General features: G+C 70.6%; 18 protein-coding genes. 7 read left to right on the forward strand and 11 right to left on the reverse strand.

From position 1 onward, the window contains the following. Nucleotides 1-42 precede the first annotated feature (42 nt). Both ABL310_RS11860 and ABL310_RS11865 read right to left on the reverse strand, forming a co-directional pair. Complete coding sequence (locus ABL310_RS11860) at nucleotides 43-3,303, reverse strand: efflux RND transporter permease subunit (RefSeq protein WP_349371877.1); 3,261 nt, start codon at nucleotides 3,301-3,303, stop codon at nucleotides 43-45. Then, nucleotides 3,300-4,331: an efflux RND transporter periplasmic adaptor subunit gene (locus tag ABL310_RS11865; protein ID WP_349371878.1), complete on the reverse strand. Its 1,032-nt coding sequence runs from the start codon at nucleotides 4,329-4,331 to the stop codon at nucleotides 3,300-3,302. The genes ABL310_RS11860 and ABL310_RS11865 overlap by 4 nt, the downstream gene beginning before the upstream one ends. Nucleotides 4,332-4,506: 175 nt before the next feature. Here ABL310_RS11865 and ABL310_RS11870 point away from each other — a divergent pair, with 175 nt between their 5' ends. Then, a complete protein-coding gene (locus ABL310_RS11870; protein ID WP_349371879.1) occupies nucleotides 4,507-5,478 on the forward strand; it encodes a carbohydrate kinase in 972 nt (323 codons plus the stop codon). Between the two features lie 73 nt (nucleotides 5,479-5,551). On the opposite strand, the gene ABL310_RS11875 is transcribed toward ABL310_RS11870, so the two are convergent. Beyond that, nucleotides 5,552-6,193, reverse strand: coding sequence for an invasion associated locus B family protein (locus tag ABL310_RS11875; protein ID WP_349371880.1), 642 nt, complete (start codon nucleotides 6,191-6,193; stop codon nucleotides 5,552-5,554). Between the two features lie 279 nt (nucleotides 6,194-6,472). Here ABL310_RS11875 and ABL310_RS11880 point away from each other — a divergent pair, with 279 nt between their 5' ends. The 6 genes from ABL310_RS11880 (at nucleotide 6,473) to ABL310_RS11905 (ending at nucleotide 13,322) form a co-directional block, all read left to right on the forward strand. Further along, the gene (locus ABL310_RS11880; RefSeq protein ID WP_349371881.1) at nucleotides 6,473-8,296 is read left to right on the forward strand and encodes an extracellular solute-binding protein; all 1,824 of its coding nucleotides are present in this window, start codon (nucleotides 6,473-6,475) and stop codon (nucleotides 8,294-8,296) included. 44 nt (nucleotides 8,297-8,340) lie between these two features. Beyond that, nucleotides 8,341-9,612: an AMP-binding protein gene (locus ABL310_RS11885; RefSeq protein WP_349371882.1), complete on the forward strand. Its 1,272-nt coding sequence runs from the start codon at nucleotides 8,341-8,343 to the stop codon at nucleotides 9,610-9,612. A 156-nt stretch (nucleotides 9,613-9,768) separates the two neighbouring features. After that, nucleotides 9,769-10,128 (forward strand): hypothetical protein, encoded by a 360-nt coding sequence (locus ABL310_RS11890; protein ID WP_349371883.1) that lies wholly within the window; start codon nucleotides 9,769-9,771, stop codon nucleotides 10,126-10,128. A gap of 94 nt (nucleotides 10,129-10,222) precedes the next feature. Further along, on the forward strand, nucleotides 10,223-10,447 hold the full coding sequence (locus ABL310_RS11895; protein ID WP_349371884.1) for a hypothetical protein: 225 nt from the start codon (nucleotides 10,223-10,225) through the stop codon (nucleotides 10,445-10,447). A gap of 264 nt (nucleotides 10,448-10,711) precedes the next feature. Beyond that, entirely contained in the window at nucleotides 10,712-12,133 is a 1,422-nt protein-coding gene (locus ABL310_RS11900; protein ID WP_349371885.1) for a DEAD/DEAH box helicase, read from the forward strand. A gap of 112 nt (nucleotides 12,134-12,245) precedes the next feature. Beyond that, nucleotides 12,246-13,322: a GGDEF domain-containing protein gene (locus ABL310_RS11905; RefSeq protein WP_349371886.1), complete on the forward strand. Its 1,077-nt coding sequence runs from the start codon at nucleotides 12,246-12,248 to the stop codon at nucleotides 13,320-13,322. A gap of 15 nt (nucleotides 13,323-13,337) precedes the next feature. Here ABL310_RS11905 and ABL310_RS11910 read toward each other — a convergent pair whose 3' ends face one another. From ABL310_RS11910 to sufC, 8 genes are all read right to left on the reverse strand, one after another. Beyond that, nucleotides 13,338-13,697, reverse strand: a complete 360-nt coding sequence (locus ABL310_RS11910; RefSeq protein ID WP_349371887.1) for a TfoX/Sxy family protein — start codon at nucleotides 13,695-13,697, stop codon at nucleotides 13,338-13,340. 16 nt (nucleotides 13,698-13,713) lie between these two features. Then, a complete protein-coding gene (gene sufA, locus ABL310_RS11915) occupies nucleotides 13,714-14,088 on the reverse strand; it encodes a Fe-S cluster assembly scaffold SufA (protein ID WP_349371888.1) in 375 nt (124 codons plus the stop codon). Between the two features lie 135 nt (nucleotides 14,089-14,223). After that, the gene (locus ABL310_RS11920) at nucleotides 14,224-14,535 is read right to left on the reverse strand and encodes a type II toxin-antitoxin system RelE/ParE family toxin (protein WP_349371889.1); all 312 of its coding nucleotides are present in this window, start codon (nucleotides 14,533-14,535) and stop codon (nucleotides 14,224-14,226) included. Nucleotides 14,536-14,544: 9 nt separating this feature from the next. Continuing rightward, nucleotides 14,545-14,874 (reverse strand): hypothetical protein, encoded by a 330-nt coding sequence (locus tag ABL310_RS11925; protein ID WP_349371890.1) that lies wholly within the window; start codon nucleotides 14,872-14,874, stop codon nucleotides 14,545-14,547. A gap of 105 nt (nucleotides 14,875-14,979) precedes the next feature. Then, a complete protein-coding gene (locus tag ABL310_RS11930; protein ID WP_349371891.1) occupies nucleotides 14,980-15,381 on the reverse strand; it encodes an SUF system Fe-S cluster assembly protein in 402 nt (133 codons plus the stop codon). Nucleotides 15,382-15,402: 21 nt separating this feature from the next. After that, nucleotides 15,403-16,656, reverse strand: a complete 1,254-nt coding sequence (locus ABL310_RS11935; RefSeq protein ID WP_349371892.1) for a cysteine desulfurase — start codon at nucleotides 16,654-16,656, stop codon at nucleotides 15,403-15,405. 67 nt (nucleotides 16,657-16,723) lie between these two features. Beyond that, entirely contained in the window at nucleotides 16,724-18,028 is a 1,305-nt protein-coding gene (sufD, locus tag ABL310_RS11940; RefSeq protein WP_349371893.1) for a Fe-S cluster assembly protein SufD, read from the reverse strand. Further along, nucleotides 18,028-18,780, reverse strand: coding sequence for a Fe-S cluster assembly ATPase SufC (sufC, locus tag ABL310_RS11945; protein ID WP_349371894.1), 753 nt, complete (start codon nucleotides 18,778-18,780; stop codon nucleotides 18,028-18,030). The genes sufD and sufC overlap by 1 nt, the downstream gene beginning before the upstream one ends. Nucleotides 18,781-18,801: the final 21 nt, after the last annotated feature.

Here is an 18,801-nt window from a genome sequence, read left to right on the forward strand (position 1 = left end):
CCGGACCGACGGCGCCGGCGGCGGGGCCGCTCCTTCGTCCCCTCACGCCGTCGCCGGCGTGCGCGTCACGGTCGTCGTCGGCCCGGTCTTCCCCCGGATCGCCACGTAGATGGCCGGGATGACGAGCACGGTGAGCAGGGTCGACGAGATCAGCCCGAAGAGCAGCGAGATCGCGAGCCCCTGGAAGATCGGGTCGAACAGGATCACCGCCGCGCCGATCATCGCCGCGACCGCGGTCAAGAGGATCGGCTTGAAGCGCACCGCGCCGGCCTCGATCAGCACGTCGACCAAGGTCCGCTCGCCCTGCTCGGCGTGGCGGATGAAGTCGATGAGCAGGATCGAGTTGCGCACGATGATGCCGGCCAGCGCGATGAAGCCGATCATCGAGGTGGCCGAGAACGGCGCGCCGAACAGCCAGTGCCCGAACACGATGCCGATCAGCGTCAGCGGCACGGGCGTGAGCACCACGAGCGGCGCCTTGAACGAGCCGAACTGCGCGACCACCAGGATGTAGATCGCCAGAAGCGCCACCGCGAAGGCCGCGCCCATGTCGCGGAACGTGACGTAGGTCACCTCCCACTCCCCGTCCCAGAGCAGGACGGGGGCGCTGTCGTCGAGGGGCTGGCCGGCATAGCGAACCGTCGGCTTGGGCAGATCGCTCCAGTCCATGGCGTCGAGCCGGTCCTGGACGGCCAGCATGCCGTAGAGCGGGGCCTCGTAGTCGCCCGCGAGCTCGGCCATCACCATCTCGGCCGGGCGCCCGTTGCGCCGGAAGATCGGGAAGGAGGCGCGCTCGCTCACGACCTCGACGACGTCGCCGAGCTCGACCACGCCCCGGTCGCCGGGAAGCAGGTTCGTCGGGATCGGCGTCGTCAGCGACGCCTCGCCCATCTGCCGCTCGGCCTTGGGCCGCGCCAGCGTGATCGGGATCGGCGCGCGCCCCTCGCCGCGATGCGAGTAGCCGACGAGCTGGCGGCCGTAGAGCGCCCCGATCGTGTCGAAGACGTCGCGTTGCTCCACGCCGTGGAACTCGAGCGCGTCGTCGACGAGCGCGAGCCGCACGCGCTCGGCCGGCGCCCCGAAGCTGTCGTCGACGTCGACGACGAAGGGCACCGCCTCGAAGGCCTCGCGCACCCGCGTCGCGACCGCGCGCCGGGTCTCGGCGTCCGGGCCGTAGATCTCGGCGAGCAGGGTCGCGAGGACCGGCGGGCCGGGCGGCGGCTCGACGACCTTCACCGTCGTGCCTTCGGGCACCGCCACGGCGGCGAGCCGCTCGCGGATCTCGAGCGCGATCGGGTGGCTCGCCCGCTCGCGGTGCTCCTTCGAGGTGAGGTTGACCTGGATCTCGCCCATCTGCGGCTCGGAGCGGATATAGTAGTGCCGCACGAGGCCGTTGAAGTTGAAGGGCGCCGCCGTGCCGGCATAGGTCTGCATGCCGACGATCTCGTCCATGGCGACGAGCTCGTTCGCCAGCGCCGAGAGGACGCGGTTCGTCGCCTCCACGCTCGCGCCCTCGGGCAGGTCGACCACGACGGAGAGCTCCGACTTGTTGTCGAAGGGGAGCAGCTTCACCGTGACGTCGCGGGTGTAGAACGGGACGACGGAAGCGACCGTCGCGACGCCGACCAGCGCCAGGAACACGATCGCGCGCCAGCGGCTCGCGAGCAGCGGCCGGGCGACGGCCGCGAAGCCGCGCCCAAGCACGCCGCCGTGATGGGCGCCGTGCCCTTCCCCGCCCTCGTGCCCGGCCGCGTGCTCGCGCCCCAGCTTCACCATCAGCCAGGGCGTGACCATCACCGCGACGAAGAAGGAGAAGATCATCGCCGCGGACGCGACCGCCGGGATCGGGCTCATGTAGGGGCCCATCAGCCCCGAGACGAAGAGCATCGGGAGGAGCGCCGCCACGACGGTGAGCGTCGCGACGATGGTGGGGTTGCCCACCTCCGCCACGGCGTCGACCGCGGCCTTCACCTTGTTGCGGCCGTCGCGCATGGCCCAGTGCCGGGCGATGTTCTCGATGACGACGATGGCGTCGTCGACGAGGATGCCGATGGCGAAGATCAGCGCGAACAGGCTCACCCGGTTGAGCGTGTAGCCCATCAGGTTCGCGGCGAAGAGGGTGAGGAGGATCGTCACCGGGATGACGATGGCGACGACGATCGCCTCGCGCAGCCCGATGGCGAGCCCGACGAGCAGGATGATCGAGACCGTGGCGAGCCCGAGATGGAACAGGAGCTCGTTCGCCTTCTCGTTCGCCGTCTCGCCGTAGTCGCGGGTGACGAGCACCTCGACGCCGTCGGGGATCAGCGCCCCGTGCAGCCCCTCGACGCGCTCGACGACCGCATGCGCGATCTCGACGGCGTTGGCGCCCGGCCGCTTAGCGACGGCGAGGGAAACCGCCGGGGCGGCGTCGAGCGCGCCCGTCTCGGTCGGCGCGTAGTCGAAGACGTAGTGATCGACCGCGTCGAAGGCGTAGCCGACGTCCGCCACGTCGCGGACGTAGACCGGCCGGCCGTCCCGGGTGGTGACGAGGAGGTTGCCGATCTCGGCGGGGCTCGACAGCGTCTCGCCGGCGGCGAGCGCCAGCTGGTCGCCGGCGACGCGCACCTGGCCGACCGGGAAGGCGCGGTTGGCCCCCTCGAGCTTCGCGGCGAGCTGCTGGAGCGTGACGCCCATCGTCGCGAGCCGCGCGGGGTCGGGCGCGACGCGGATCTCGACCGGCGTCTCGCCGACGAGATAGGTGAGGCCCACGTCGTCGATCTTGGAGACCTCGACGCGCAATTCGCGCGCGATCCGCGTCAGGTCGTTCGCCGTGAAGCGGTCCGCCGCCTCGGGCGCGGGCGTGAGGGTGAGCACCACGATGGCCACGTCGTCGATGCCGCGCCCGACGATCAGCGGCTCGGGGATGCCGACGGGGATGCGGTCCATGTTGGCGCGCACCTTCTCGTGCACGCGCAGGATCGCGTCGTCCGAATCCGTGCCGACCTCGAAGCGGGCGGTGACCATCGCGCCGTCGTCGCGGGTCTGGGAATAGACGTGCTCGACGCCGTCGATGGACTTGACGATGGTCTCCAGCGGCTCTGTGACGAGCTCGACCGCGTCCTCGGCGCGCAGGCCCGCGGCCTGAAGGTGGATGTCCACCATCGGCACCGAGATCTGCGGCTCCTCCTCGCGCGGCAGCGTGACGAGCGCGACGAGGCCGAGCGCGAGGGAGGCCAGCAGCAGGAGCGGCGTCAGCGGAGAGGTGATGAAGGCGCGGGTCAGGCCGCCCGCGATGCCGAGCTTTTGGGTCTGGTTGCTCATTGGGCGACCTCGTCGCCGGCGCGCAGGCCGGACACGATCTCGACGGCGCCGTCGGGAAGGCGCTCGCCGATGAGGACGACGATCTCGCGCGGCCCGTCCGGACCGACGAGCGTGACGAAATCGACGCCGCCGCGGGTGTCGACGGCGTCGGCCGGGACGGCGAGCGTCTCGCGAGTGGCGACGGGGACCTCGACCAGCGTGCGCGCGCCGACGAAGAAGCCGCCGATGTCGGCGACCTCGACATCGGCCTGGACCCGACCGTTCTCGATCTGCGGGTAGACCTTGGCGATGACGCCCTCGCGCACGCTGTCCTCCGCCGCGATGCTGACGGAGGCGCCCTCCTCGAGCAGGTCGGCGTGGCGCTCGGGCAGCGACAGGCGCAGGAAGAGCCCGCCTCCCGCGATGGTGACGACCGTCTCGCCGGGCATCACCACGGCGCCCGGCGTCGCGGGCGCGGCGACCACGCGGCCGGCGATGGGGGCGACGACCGCGCCCTCCGCGGTCTGCTGGTCGAGGACGGCGCGCTCCGCCTCGGCCGCCGCGATCTGGTTCTCGACGACCTGCACCTGCGTGCCGAGCTGGTCGACCCGCTGCTGGGTGGCGATGCCGCGGGAGACCAGCTCCTCGGCGCGGCCGAGCTCGGTGCGAGCGTTGTCGAGCTCCGCCTGGAGGGCGCGCAGCCGCGCCTGCAGCGCGTCGCGCTGGAGGGCGAGCTTCTCGTCGACGACGCGGCCGATCGTCTGGCCCGCCTCGACGAGATCGCCCTCGGACACCGCACGCTCGACCAGCGTGCCGCCGATGCGGGCGCGGGCCGGCGCGCGGTCCCGCGCCTCGACCGTGCCGTAGACCGACTTGGTCTCGACGACCGTGACGGGCGCGACGGTCTCGGCCGCGGCGGGCGGCGCGACGAGGCTCGTCGCGGTGAGGAGGGCCACCGAGAGGACTGGGAGGAGGACTGGGGCGAGCGCGCGGGGGAGATGCCGCCCGGAGCGGGGCGTCATACGGACTTGCGGGGGAAGAGCGGGCATGGCGGTCCTCGTGCCTGGATAATTTAGTTAGTGCTAATATAAGAGCTCCGTCCGCGGATCAAGGGCCGGCGCATCCGGGCTAACCCCGACGCGCAGGGTCGCCGCGGCGAACGCCCCGCGGATTGACATCGCGCATCCCCTCCCCTTGCCTGTGGGGCGGTAACGGAGACGCTCGATGATCCTGGTATGCGGCGAGGCGCTGATCGACCTGTTCGTGGGCGAGGACGACGGGACCGCGCTCGCGGCGCGGGCCGCGCCGGGCGGCTCGCCCTTCAACGTGGCGATCGCGCTCGGCCGGCTTGGGCGGCCGGTGGGCTTCTGCGGCGGCCTCTCGACGGACCGCTTCGGCGACGTCCTGGCCGAGCGGCTCGCCCGAGCGGGCGCCGACACGGCCTTCGCGCCGCGGCTCGCCGGGCCGACCACGATCGGCGTCGTCGCCCCGCGCCCCAACGGCGACGTCTCCTACGCCTTCCACGGCCACGGCGCGGCGGACCGCAGCCTCACCGGGGCCGACCTGCCGCAATCCCTGCCCGAGACGGTCACGGCGCTGACCTTCGGCTCGTTCTCGCTGGCCGTCGACCCGGCCGGCGCGGCCTATCTCGCGCTCGCGCAGCGCGAGGCGGGCGCGCGCGTGATCAGCCTCGACCCGAACCTGCGCGCCATGGTGACGCCCGATCTCGTGGCCTGGCGGGCGCGGATCGCCGACTTCCTGGACTGCGCCGACATCGTCAAGGCGAGCGCCGAGGACGTCGCCGACGGCTTCGGCGTCGACCCGGCGCACGCGGATGCGCTCGAGGCGCTGGTCGGCGCGTGGCTCGACGGCGGCGTCCGTCTGGTCGTCGTCACCCACGGTCCCGGCGGGGCACAGGCCTGGCTGCGGACCGCCGAGGGCGTCGCCCGGCTCGCGACGCCGGGGCGCGCGGTGACCGTCGCGGACACGGTCGGCGCCGGCGACACGCTGCACGCGGCGCTGCTGGCGCGGCTCGATGCGCAAGGCCTGCTCGACACCGCCGGGCTCGCACGCCTCACGCCCGCCATCGTGGAGGACGCCCTCGCCTTCGCCGTCTGCGCCGCCTCGATCACCTGCGAGCGGCCGGGCGCGAATCCGCCGACATCGGCCGAAGCGGCAGCCCGCCTGACGGGCTGAGGCTCCGCCGTCCTCGACAAGAAAACGCCGGGCGCGGGGCCCGGCGTCCTCGTGCGTTCGAACGCGGCGCGCCTCACTGCGGCGCGGCGGCCCCGCTTTCCTGCTCGAGACGCTGGCGCAGCTCCTCGGAGCGGCGCTGCAGCTCCTCCTGCAGCCGGCGCTGCTGAGCCTCGAGCTCGGCCGGGTCGATCGGATCGCCCTCCCAGCCGGCGGTGAAGCCCTCGAGCGGCACCTGGAAGGTGACGACCTGCGCCATCTGGTTCTGGACCGAGATGTTGAGGGTGTTGCCGGCCTTCATCTGGTCGACGACCTGCTGGCTGATCGGCGATTCGGCGAAGCAGCCGTTGGGGAAGCAGATCGCGAAGGCGCCGTTCGTGGTCGAGTTCTGGTCGGCCGCGAAGCGGATGCCGGGCTGCAGCAGGAGGCCGAGCGGCATCAGGAAGCGGGCGACGAGCTGGTCCTCCTGCCCCTCGGGCGCGTCGATGTCGTAGATCGCCACGGCGAGGACCGGCTGGCCCTGATCGGAAACGAAGTCGCGGGTGACGTAGCAGATCTCCGAGCCCGAAGCCTGATCCTCGCCGCACAGCTTGGTCCAGCCGGTCTGGGACGGCTCGGGCACGACGGGAACGACGTTGGGCTGGCCGGGGGCCGGCGGGGTCTGGGCCGAAGCCGCGAGCGGCGCGAGCGCGCCGGCCGCCACGGCGAGGGCGGTCACGAGGACGAGGCCTCGCTTGCGCGCGAATCGAGCCGTAATCGACATCCTGTATTTCCTCTCGCTACGTCTGGAGGGAAGCTTCTTGACGGGCGGGCGCGGCGCTCGGCCCCGCCCGGGCGGCCCGCTCTTCGTTGCCCATTGGGGCGAAGGCATGGCGCGACCCGCGTCCTTTTAGCGGCTCGCCTTCGCAGATTCCAGTCGTTAACGCTCTCTCTCCTTATGCTATTTTGATCATCGAATCGCGCTCGCCGCACCCGACTCCGACCAGGAAGATGCCCCGTGCCCGCGCTGACGCTCCCCGCCCTCGCCCGCCGCATGGCGCTCGCCTGCGCTATCTCCCTCGCCGCGCTCGCGCCCGTCGCGGCCGAGGAGGCGCCGCCCGAGCCGCGCCACGGCGTGGCGATGCACGGCGATCCCGCGCTCGGCCCGGACTTCACGCACTTCCCCTACGCGAACCCCGAGGCCGCCGGCGGCGGACGCCTGGCGATCGCGCTGCAGGGCACCTACGACAGCCTCAACCCGTTCATCACGCTCGGCGTCGCCCCGGATGCGGGGCCGAAATTCGTCTGGGAGAGCCTGATGGCGCGCTCGCTCGACGAGCCGTTCACGCTCTACGGCCTCGTGGCGCGATCCATCACGATGCCCGAGGACCGCTCCTGGGCCGAGTTCGCGCTCGACCCGCGCGCCACCTTCTCCGACGGCGAGCCGCTCACGGCGCAGGACGTGAAGATCTCCTTCGAGCTCCTGCGCGACAAGGGCAAGCCGTACTATCGCGGCAATTTCGGCAAGGTCGCCGCGGTGGAGGTGATCGACGACCACACGATCCGCTTCGATTTCGGCGACAGCGGCGACCGGGAGCTGCCGCTGCTCATCGGCATGATGCCGATCTTCGCCACGCACACGATCGATCCCGAGACCTTCGACCAGACGACGCTCGTGCCGCCGGTGGGCTCCGGCCCCTACGCGTTCGACACGGTCTCGCCGGGCGAGCGTGTCGTGCTGAAGCGCCGGGACGACTATTGGGGCGCGGACCTCCCGGTCCGCCGCGGCATGAACACGGTGGACGAGATCCGCTACGAGTTCTTCCGCGACGCCAACACCATGTTCGAGGCCTTCAAGACAGGCGTCTACGACCTGCGCTTCGAGAGCGATCCGACGCGCTGGGCCACGGGCTACGACTTCCCGGCCCTGCAGGAGGGGCGAATCGTCAAGGAGGAAGTGCCCCAGCGCACGCCGCAGGGCATGAACGGCTTCGTCTACAACACGCGCCAGGACGTCTTCTCCGACATCCGCGTGCGCGAGGCGCTGACCTACGTCTTCGACTTCGAGTGGGTGAACGAGAATCTGCTCTTCGGGCTGTTCCAGCGCGCCGGCTCGTATTTCGACGGCTCGGACCTCTCCGCCCGAGGCGTTCCGGCGAGCGCGGCGGAGCGCGCGCTCCTCGCGCCCTATGCGGACGCGGTCCTGCCCGCGGTGATGGAGGGGACCTGGGAGCCGCCGAAGAGCGACGGCTCGGGGCGCGACCGGGCGCAGATCCGCAAGGCGCTCGCGCTCCTCGCCGAGGCCGGCTGGTCCCTGCAGGACGGCGTGATGAGGAACGAGGCGGGCGAGCCCTTCGCCTTCGAGTTCCTGGCGGTGAACCGGCAGCAGGAGCGCCTCGCGCTCAACTTCGCCGACGCGCTGAAGCGCATCGGCATCGACATGTCGATCCGCCTCGTCGACGACGCGCAATATTGGCGCCGGCTCGCGGATTTCGACTACGACATGATCCAGTGGACCTGGCCGGCCTCGCTGTCGCCGGGCAACGAGCAGGTCAACCGCTGGACCAGCGCCGCGGCGGATCGGTCCGGCTCGCTCAACTTCGCCGGGGCGCGCGAGCCCGGCATCGACGCCGCCATCGCGGCGATGCTGGAGGCGACCGAACGCGACGATTTCGAGGCCGCGGTGCGCGCCCTCGATCGGCTCCTGATCTCGGGCCACTACGTCGTGCCCCTCTACAACCAGCAGAACATCTGGGTCGCCTACGACGCGGGCCTGGCGCGGCCCGATCCCGCGCCGTTGCGCGGGCTTCCGGCGGACGTGTGGTGGCGCACCGGAGAGTGAGCGCGGATTCGCCGGGGGGCGACGAACGGACGGCGGGAGGGGGCATGACGAGGCCGGCGGCGGAGAAGGAGCGTGAGACGGTGGAGGGGCCGGCGGCTCCCGCTGCCCGCGGCCTCGACGCCTTGTTCGCCGAGCGCGCGGCGCATGGTCCGCAGGCCATCGCCTTCGTCGATCAGCCGGCGCGGGAGAGCTGGTGCGGGCGTCCGCGCATCGCCTGGAGCTACGGGGCGGCCGAGCCCATCGTCGCGCGGCTGTCGGCCTTCTTCGACAGTCTCGGCCTGCCCCCGGCGGCGCCGGTGGCGGTCTGCCTGCCGGCCGGTTCGGAGGCGCTGCTCACGCTGCTGGCGCTCGAGCGCGCCGGCCTGACGCCCTGCCTGCTCCCGCTCGCCTGGCCCCGGGACGACCTCGCGCGGGCCGTCGAGGCCACCGGGGCCGTCGCGGTCGTGACCCAGAGCTGGATCGGTTCGCTGAAGCCGGCGGAGACCTTCCGGGACATCGCGATGGCCTATTACGGCCTGCGCTTCGTTCTCGGCTTCGGGCCGCAGACGCCGGACGGCGTGCTCGACCTCGACCGGGTGATGATCGACGAGCGGCCGATTCTCGCCGGGCGCGGCGAGCCGACGCCACCGCCCGCGGAGGCGCCGCCGGAGCCGGGACTCGTCACCCTGGCGCGGCGCGAGGACGGGATCGTCGCGGCCTGGCGGCCGGCGTCCTCGTGGATCGCCGCCGCGAGCGACTTCCTCGCGATCGCCCGCTACCGACCCGAGGAACGGATCCTCTCGCTCGTGGCGCCCGACGACCTGGTGGGGCTCGTGACCGGATTCGTCGGAAGCCTGCTCGTCGGCGCGCCGCTCGAGAGCCACGGGCTGTTCGACGGCCCGGCCCTGGCCGCCGCCTTGGCGCAGGAGCACGAGACCCGCCTCGTCGCTCCCGGCTGGATGGAGCCGGCCCTCGCGGCCGCCGCCCTGCCCGCCTGCGTCACGGGCCTGGTCCTGACGCATGCGGCGCCGACCCGCTTTCGTGCGCGAACCGGCCTGGCGCGGCCGGTCGTCGACGTCCTCGCGCTCGAGCCGTGGGCGCTGGTGAGCCGCCCGCGCGGGCGTAGCGGGCAGGTCGCGATCCGCCTCGACGAGGGTTCGGACGCGGGCGCCGGCCTGCTTGTGCGCCGCGACGAGACGGGGTTGCTCGCGGTGTCCGGCGCCGCCGCCGCGGCACGGCTCTACACCCGTGGCTACGTTCGAGCAGAAGATGACGACTGGCGCCCAACGGGTTACAGAGCCGACGTTTTCGCCGGTATCGTCATCGGCGTCGCCTAGCTCGGCACGCGCCGGAGCACGCGGCGGCTGCCTGGCGAGGCGGCACCTTGCGGCGCACAATTGGAGCGCTCGGACAGCGATTTCCCTATGGAACGGCGCGCGAAAATGTGCGTTGATGAGGCGGCTCTGAACCAGAGCCGCTGAATCCGGCCTGCGATGACCCCGCTGCAACGCATCCTGATCGTCGACGACGGCGCCCGCGAGACCGACGCGGCTCTCTCCGCCGAGCTCGCGGAGCTCGGCTACGCCTCCGTCACCGCCTCCCTCGAGGCGACCGACGAGGTCCTCGCCGTGATACCGACGCCGAAGGCGATCGTGCTGCAGGTGCCGCGCGGCGCCGACGCAGCGGAGCGCGCGCGGTTCGAGCGCCTCGCCGAGCGCCTGCGCGCGAACCGGGAGGAGACGAGTGCGCCCGTGATCGTCGCCGACGCCGCCACGCTCGCCGCCCCCGGGAGCTTCGCGCGCCTGATCGAGGCGCATGTCGGCGCCGGCGCCCTCGCGGGCCCGGACCGCTGAAAGATTCGCGTTCTTCGGAAAGCAAAGCTTAACCACGTCCGGTGAAGATCGCGCCGTTCCTCGGCCCATGGGTCCGGGCACACGGGAGGCGCTCATGCTCGGCTCCGGCCGTCCCTCGATCATCCTGTCCACGCTCAAGGCCGCGATCGTGGTCGGCGCCTTGAGCTACGTGGCAGCCGACTGGCTGTCGAACGGCTTCGATCGCGACGGTCTCGCCCGGATCGCGGCGCAGAGCCAGCCCGAGCCGCTCGTCACCGGCTCGCTCGGGGACGCCCTGCGCGGAGGGCGGCTCGACCCGTGCGGCGAGGACGCGCGCTGAGGTCGCCGGCGGAGACGCGCCTGTCGACGCCCGGCGCGCCGGTGTCCACGGCCGCATCCGGGTATCGGATGCGCATTTCGCGACGAAAGTGGCCGAAGCGACGGCTTTCGAGGCCCCCTGACGATTGACAAGGGTGCTTCAACACCTATGGTCCCCTCGCACGGCAGCCCCGCCGGCGGGGCGAGAGCCCTCATGCCCGCCCTTCGTCGCCGTGCGGGGCGAGCGCGTCAAGCAGCGGCCGGGCCGCGAGAGTTCTCAACCTACATGTCCTTCGACGAACTCGGACTGAGCGACAAGGTCCTGCAGGCCGTCACGGCCTCGGGCTACACGCAGCCGACGCCCATCCAGGCGCAAGCGATCCCGCACGTGCTGTCACGGCGCGACGTCCTCGGCATCGCCCAGACCGGGACCGGCAAGACGGCGGCGTTCACGCTGCCGATGCTGACCCTGCTGGAGACGGGGCGCGCTCGTGCGCGCATGCCGCGCACGCTGATCCTCGAGCCGACGCGGGAGCTCGCCGCCCAGGTCGAGGAGAACTTCGTCAAGTACGGGGTCAACCACAAGCTCTCGGTCGCGCTGCTCATCGGCGGCGTCTCCTTCGCCGATCAGGACATGAAGATCACCCGCGGCGTCGACGTGCTGATCGCGACGCCCGGGCGTCTTCTCGACCATTTCGAGCGCGGCAAGCTGCTGCTCACCGGCGTCGAGCTTCTCGTCATCGACGAAGCCGACCGCATGCTCGACATGGGCTTCATTCCCGACATCGAGCGGATCGTGAAGCTCACCCCCTTCACGCGCCAGACGCTGTTCTTCTCCGCCACGATGCCGCCGGAGATCCAGCGCTTGTCGGACAAGTTCCTGTCCAACCCGGTGAAGGTCGAGGTCGCGCGCCCGGCTTCCGCCGCGCAGACGATCACTCAGCGCCTCGTCGCCACGGGCCATGAGCCCGCCGCCAAGCGCGAAACGCTGCGCGAGCTGATCCGCGAGGCGGTCGACCTCCAGAACGCGATCATCTTCTGCAACAGGAAGCGCGACGTGGCGGTGCTGCATCGCTCGCTGCTGCGCCACAAGTTCAATGCCGTCGCGCTCCACGGCGATATGGACCAGCGCGCGCGCATGATCGCTCTCGACGCCTTCCGAACGGGCGAATCGAAGATCCTGGTCGCCTCCGACGTCGCCGCGCGCGGTCTCGACATCCCCGCCGTGTCGCACGTGTTCAACTACGACGTCCCCCACCATGCGGAGGACTACGTCCACCGAATCGGCCGCACCGGCCGCGCGGGGCGTTCCGGCGCCGCCTTCACGCTGGTCGCGCCGGGAGACGAGAAGTCCCTGTCGGCGATCGAGAAGCTGATCGGCGTCGATGTCCCCTGGCAGGGCCAGACGGTGCGAGAGGCGGGGTTCGAGCCGGAGCGGCCGGCGCGCGGCCGTGGCCGTCGGACCGGTGGACGTCCGGCGGAGCCGCAACCGGAGCGCGCCGAAACGACGTCGCGCCGCCGCGAGGAGCGCCCCGAAGGGCGCGAGACGCCGCGCCGAGAGCCGGCGGCGCCACGCGGCGCCGGCAAGGGCGAGGGACGTCGCCGCGAGCGGGATCGGGAGCGGGACGACAGCTTCGAGACGCCGAGCTTCGGCGACCACATTCCTGCCTTCCTGTTGCGCCCGGCCGTGATCAAAACCAAAAAATAGCATCCGTGCTCGGCGTTATTAACCGAGTTTTCGGTCTTTGCGTGCACTCTCCCTATCCGAGAGACGGTCACGGCCCATCCTCGGGTTGTGCGCTATCGCGGGATGGGTGCTGATGACGGCGAAGGGCGAGGATCTCGAGCGCAGCTTTCAGGTCGGGCAACGCGCGCTCGAGCTGATGAAGACCTACGGCTCGTCCGCGAGTCCTCGCGCGTACGAGGTGTGGTACACCTACGTCACCGGCGCGAAACCGGTCATCAACGAGGCGATCAAGCGGATTGCCGCGGACCGGGGCTCGGTGCGCGACGAGGATGTCGAATCGCTTCATTCCGAGCATCTCTCTCCGCAGAAATTCGCGCAGGAAGCCGAAAAGACCGGCGCCACCGTCATCGCCGAGATCGACGAGGTGATGGAGATGCTCGAGATGGCGCTCGGCTCCACCGCCAAGTACGGCGAATCGCTCGAAGCGTTCTCGAACGACCTGGCCATCACCATCGACAAGCGCCGAATCCGCGAGCTGGTCGCCGCTCTCGTCACCGCCACGAAGGACGTCGCCTCCAACAACAAGACGCTCGAGGCGCGCCTGCGCGAGACCCGCGGCGAGATCGAGGTGCTGCGCGAGACGCTGGAGGCGGTGCGGATCGAATCGCTCACCGATCCGCTCACCGGCATCGCCAACCGCAAGCATTTCGAGGAAATGCTGGTGAAGACGATCGATCAGGCGATCGTCGAGCGCAGCCCGCTGGCCCTCGTCGTCATCGACATCGACCATTTCAAGCGCTTCAACGACACCTACGGTCACCTCACCGGCGACCAGGTGCTGCGCCTCGTCGGCATGACCATGCGCGAGCAGGTGAAGACGAAGGCGACCCTCGCGCGCTTCGGCGGCGAGGAGTTCGGCATCATCCTGCCCGATACGACCGTCGACACCGCCCGCACCATCGCCGAGCGCGTGCGCACGAGCGTGATGAGCCGCGAGCTGGTCAAGCGCTCGACCGGCGAATCGCTCGGAAAGGTCACCATCTCGGTGGGCTGCGCCGGCATGCGCAAGGGCGATACGGCGGTCTCGCTGCTGGAGCGGGCGGATCAGTGCATGTTCGCCGCCAAACGCGCCGGCCGCAATCGCACCGTGGTCGACACCGATTCGGCCTTCGAGGAAGCGGACGAGGGCGAGGCCGCCGCCGTCGCTTGATCCCTCACGCTCGTCTCAAGAGGCGCGGCGACGCCGAGACGGGGGCTTTGCGGCCGCCGTGCGTCGCGCCGCCTGAAGGGCCAGACGCCCCCAGCGGGCGGCCTGGTCCGGATCGTCCTGCGCAGGGTCGGGGAGCGTCCAGTAGCTCATCACCGAACGCTTGCCCTTGCTCTCGTAGACGAAAGGCCGCGCGCCGGCGGCCTCGAAGGCGGGCTTCGTCGTCTCGTCCACTTTGAGGTAGAGTTCGCCATAGGCGACGAGGCCGACCATCAGGTCGCCGGAATAGACCCCGAGACCGCCGAACATGCGCTTCGTGCGGATGGGCGCGAGCTCCGGCGCGGCGGCGAACAGCTCCTGGATCGCCGCGTCGTCCATGCCGCGCCTCCGCGGGTCAACGCGCCTCGGCGCCGTCGAGCTTCGCCGGGGACAGGGCCACCGACTCGCCGCAGCCGCAGGCCGAGGTCTGGTTGGGATTGTTGAAGACGAACTGGGCCGAGAGCTTGTCGACCTTGAAGTCCATCTCCGTGCCGAGCAGGAACAGCACCGCCTTCGGATCGACGAAGACCTTCGCGCCCTTGTCCTCGACGACCTCGTCGCCCGGCTGCGGGCTGTCGGCCGTCTCCATCGTATAGGACATGCCGGCGCAACCGCCGTTCTTCACGCCCACGCGCAAGCCGCCGTCGGGCTTGTCGGCGTTGGCGACGATCGTCCTGATCCGGTCCGCCGCCGCATCGGTCAGCGAGACCACCTTGAAGTTTCCGAACATGCGCGCTCTCTCCCGCCCGGGTTCAAGGTCCGGGCTTCGCGAGGGTTCGAGGTGAAGATAATCACTCGGAGCGCCGAGGTCGAGGGGCGGGGAAATGCCGAGGGGCATACCGGGCCCTTCGCTTCGAGTGACAGTTCACGTCTGCTGACCGGGCGCCAGCACGCGCACGATCTCGACCTCGGTTTCCTCTCCGAGCTCGTCACTCGCCCTCTCCAGCACCCGATAGACGATGATGTATCCACCGCGAACCGAACGCCGACGCATTCCCGGCAGGGTGGCATGCGGCGGCCAGCGATACGGCGCGCGGGCGATGTCATGCATGGCGCGGAGCAGAGCGTCGAGACGCGCGGCAGAACCGCGCCCAGCACCCGGCTGCGACAGCCAAAGGACCGCGCGGCCGATATCGGCGATCGCCTCGCGCGCGAAAGCGAGAGAACCCAGACGCATCGGCGCGGCTCAGCGCTCCGGCGCGTCCTCCAGCCAAGCAGGCATCGGCGGCGCCCGCCCCTCCGAGAGCGCTTGCAAGATCGCCTCGGCCTCCGCCCCGCGAACGACCCTGCCCGCCTCGATGTCGCGCAGCCCCTCCTCGATGCGGGCATTCATGTATGCCAGCTGGGCGCGCCGGCCCTCGATCGAGTCCGGCGGGTGCCCCCCGGAGGCGCCGGGCTCCTGCGCGACGCAATCCAGCGCCTCCAGCAGGTCCGGGTCCGCGAGATCGAAGTCATTCACGTCGAAGCGGGACTGCGGGCTCTCCCCGAAGCCGCCATCCGGCGTGCGCGTCGTCATCTGCAGCCCCTCCATCGTATCCGGGGAGAGCATGCACGAGAACGAACGCGAACGCAACCCGAGTCGCATCACGCCGAGAGATACACCCAGTGCGCGAAAACCGGCTCACCACATGTCGAGCGCGACGCGGGCCTCGTCGGACATGCGGCTCTGGTCCCAGGGCGGGTCGAAGACGATCTGGACGTCGACCTCCTGTACGCCCTGCACGGCGGCGACGGCGTTCTCGACCCAGCCCGGCATCTCGCCGGCGACGGGGCAGCCGGGCGAGGTCAGCGTCATGTCGATCGAGACCTTGCGCTCGTCGGAGATCTCGACGCGGTAGATCAGGCCGAGCTCGTAGATGTCGGCCGGGATCTCCGGATCGTAGACGGTCTTGAGCGCCGCGACGATATCGTCGGTGAGGCGATCGATCTCCTCCGGCGGCAGGCCGGAGCCGCCCGCCTCGCCGGAGGTGGCGACCTGAGGCTCGTTGGGGGTGGGCGTATCGGTCACGGTGCTCTCGCTCATCGGGGAATGATCCTCGTCGCGTCAGGCGAACAGCGTCTCCGCCTTGCGCAGCGCGTCCACCAGCTTATCGACTTCCTCGCGGGTATTGTAGAGCCCGAAGGACGCACGGCATGTGGAGGTGACGCCGAACCGCTGCAAGAGCGGCATGGCGCAATGGGTGCCGGCGCGCACGGCGACGCCCTGCCGATCGATGACGGTAGCCACGTCGTGGGCGTGCGCCCCCTTCATCTCGAAGGAGAAGATCGCGCCCTTCTCCTTCGCCTGGCCGATCAGGCGGATGGAGTTCATCTCGCCGAGCCGCCCCTGCGCGTAGTCGCGCAGATCGGCCTCGTGCGCGGCGATGCCCTCGCGACCCAGCGCCATCATGTAGCGCAGGGCCGCGTCGAGGCCGATCGCCTCGAGGATCGCCGGCGTGCCGGCCTCGAAACGATGCGGCGGATGATTGTAGGTGACCGTCTCCGTGGTCACGAGATCGATCATCTCGCCGCCGCCCTCGAAGGGCGGCATGCGCTCCAGCCAGTCCTTCTTGCCGTAGAGGACGCCGATGCCGGTCGGGCCGTAGAGCTTGTGGCCGGTCATGACGAAGAAGTCGGCGTCGAGGGCCTGGACGTCGATGGGCATGTGCACGGCCGACTGGGCGCCGTCGACCAGCACCGGGATGCCGCGGGCGTGCGCCGCCTCGATGATCGCCTTCATGGGCGTCACCGTGCCGAGCGCGTTCGACATCTGGGTGATGGCGACCATCTTCGTGCGCGGGCCGAGCAGCTTCTCGTATTCCTCGAACAGGAACTCGCCCTCGTCCGAGACCGGGACCCACTTGATCACCGCGCCCTTGCGCTCGCGCAGGAAGTGCCAGGGCACGATGTTGGAATGGTGCTCCATGATCGAGAGCACGATCTCGTCGCCCTCCCCGATCCCGTGCTCGCCGCCCATCCGGCCGAAGCAGTCGGCGACGATGTTGTAGGCCTCGGTGGCGTTGCGGGTGAAGACGATCTCGTCGACGGAGCCGGCGCCGAGGAAGTCGCGCACGGTCTCGCGCGCGGCCTCGAAGCCCTCGGTGGCGACGTTGGCCATGTAGTGCAGGCCGCGATGGACGTTGGCGTAGCCCGTCTCCATCGCGGTCGACATGGCGTCGATCACCGCCTTCGGCTTCTGGGCCGAGGCGGCGCTGTCGAGGTAGACGAGCGGCTTGCCGTAGACCTGCTGCGACAGGATCGGGAAGTCGCGGCGCACGGCCTCGACGTCGTAGGGAAGAGCGGTCGTCTTCGTGTCCATGGTCGCCTCCGAGACCCCTCTCCCGGACGGGAGAGGGGCTGGGGTGAGGGTGTTAGGTCCGGGGCGTTCAGCCCCGGGCCTTCAGCCAGGCCTCGATCACGCCCATCAGCGCCTCGCCGACGATCTCGTCATCGAGGCCCTCCTCGACGGCTTCGCCGAGGAAGCTCTCGATGAGCAGCGCCTCCGCCTCCGGCCGCGGCAGGCCGCGGGCCATGAGGTAGAACAGGAGGTCGTCGTCGAGCTCGCCGCAGGTGGCGCCGTGGGCGCACTGGACGTCGTCGGCGAAGATCTCGAGCTCCGGCTTGTTGTTCATCGTGCCCTCCTCCGAGAGGAGGACGGCGGCGGACATCATCTGCCCGTCGGTCTTCTGCGCGCCCGGGGCGACATTGATGCGGCCCTGGAACACGCCCGTGCCGCGCCCGTCGATGGCGTGCTTGAACAGCTCGCGGCTCTCGCAGCCCGTCGCCTTGTGGTTGACCACGAGCGTGGTGTCGGCGTGCTGATCGCCCGAGAGCATGGTCGCGCCGCGCACGGAGCCCTTCGCATCGGCGCCGGCGAAGGTCATCCAGACCTGGTGGCGCGACACGGCCGAGGCGGCGACGACGTTGCGGGTGCCGAACTCGACCTCCGCGCCGAGATGCGCGGTGACCGTGGAGAGCGCCAGCGTCTTGTCGCCGTTGGCGTTGAGGCGCACGTGCGCGACCCTCCCCCGGTCGCCGACCACGAACTCGACGACGCCGTTCGGCTGGTGGGCGACGCCGTTCGGCGATTCGTGCGTCTCCAGCAGGTGGAACGAAGCATCCTCCTCGACGACGACCAGCACGCGCGTCGCGGTCGCGACCGCCTCCGCGCCCGTCGTGACGAAGCGCAGAGCCACGCGATCGGCGACCGGCTTCGTGACGTGCAGCACGACGCCGTCCGTCATGAAGGCGGCGTTGAGCGCGTAGGCCGCGTTGCCCTCGGCGTCCGCAACGGCGCCGAGCTTCGCGAGCAGCGGATGGCCCTCGGCCAGCGCCTGCGCCAGCGGCACGGCCGCGACGCCGTCCGGCATCGCGTCGGCCTTCGCGAGATGGCCGTCTACGAAGGCCAGCGTCGCCGGCTTCGCCGCCGCGAAGACGCTCTCGACCGAGAGCGCCTGCGCGACCTCGGCCTCGGACGGCTTCTGCGCCAGCGGCGCGATCTCGCGCATCAGCGCCCGCAGGTCGGTGTACTTCCACTCCTCGACCCGGCGGTGCGGGAGGCCCTTCTCCGCGAGGCGGTGGAAGGCGTCCTCGCGCGAGCGCGCGTCCCCGGGAAGGAGGCTCTTCGAACGCGCGAAGAGATCGGCGAGCGCCGTCTCCGCGGGAGTCTTCATCATCGCGACGTCCGCCATCACGCGGCCTCCTGGGCCTTGTAGTCGGCGTAGCCGCTGGCCTCGAGCTCCTCGGCGAGGTCCTTGCCGCCCGAGCGCATGATCTTGCCGTTGGCCATCACGTGCACCGTGTCCGGCACGATGTAGTTGAGGAGCCGCTGGTAGTGGGTGATCACCAGGAACGAGCGGTTCGCCGCACGCAGGCTGTTCACGCCCTCGGAGACGATGCGCAGCGCGTCGATGTCGAGGCCGGAATCGGTCTCGTCGAGGATGCACATGCGCGGCTCGAGCAGCGCCATCTGAAGGATCTCCATGCGCTTCTTCTCGCCGCCGGAGAAGCCGACGTTGAGGGCGCGCTTGAGCATGTCGCGGGGGATCTCGAGCTTGGCCGCGGCCTCCTGGACGGCCTTCATGAACTCGGGCGTCGTCAGCTCGGTCTCCTCGCGGGCGCGGCGCTGGGCGTTGAGCGCGGCCTTGAGGAAGGTCATCGTGGCGACGCCGGGAATCTCGAGCGGATACTGGAAGGCCAGGAACACGCCGGCGGCGGCGCGCTCGGCGGGCTCCATCTCGAGGATGTTCTCGCCGTCGAGCAGGATCTCGCCGTCGAGGATCTCGTAGTCCTCCTTGCCGGCGATGATGTAGGACAAGGTCGACTTGCCGGACCCGTTCGGGCCCATGATGGCCGCGACCTCGCCGTCGTTGATGGTCAGGTTCAGCCCGTCGAGGATGCGCTTGCCCTCGATCTCGGCGGTGAGGTTCTTGATTTCGAGCATGGAGTTACGTCCGTTCGTTCA

Source organism: Salinarimonas sp. (assembly GCF_040111675.1).
Taxonomy (GTDB): domain Bacteria; phylum Pseudomonadota; class Alphaproteobacteria; order Rhizobiales; family Beijerinckiaceae; genus Salinarimonas.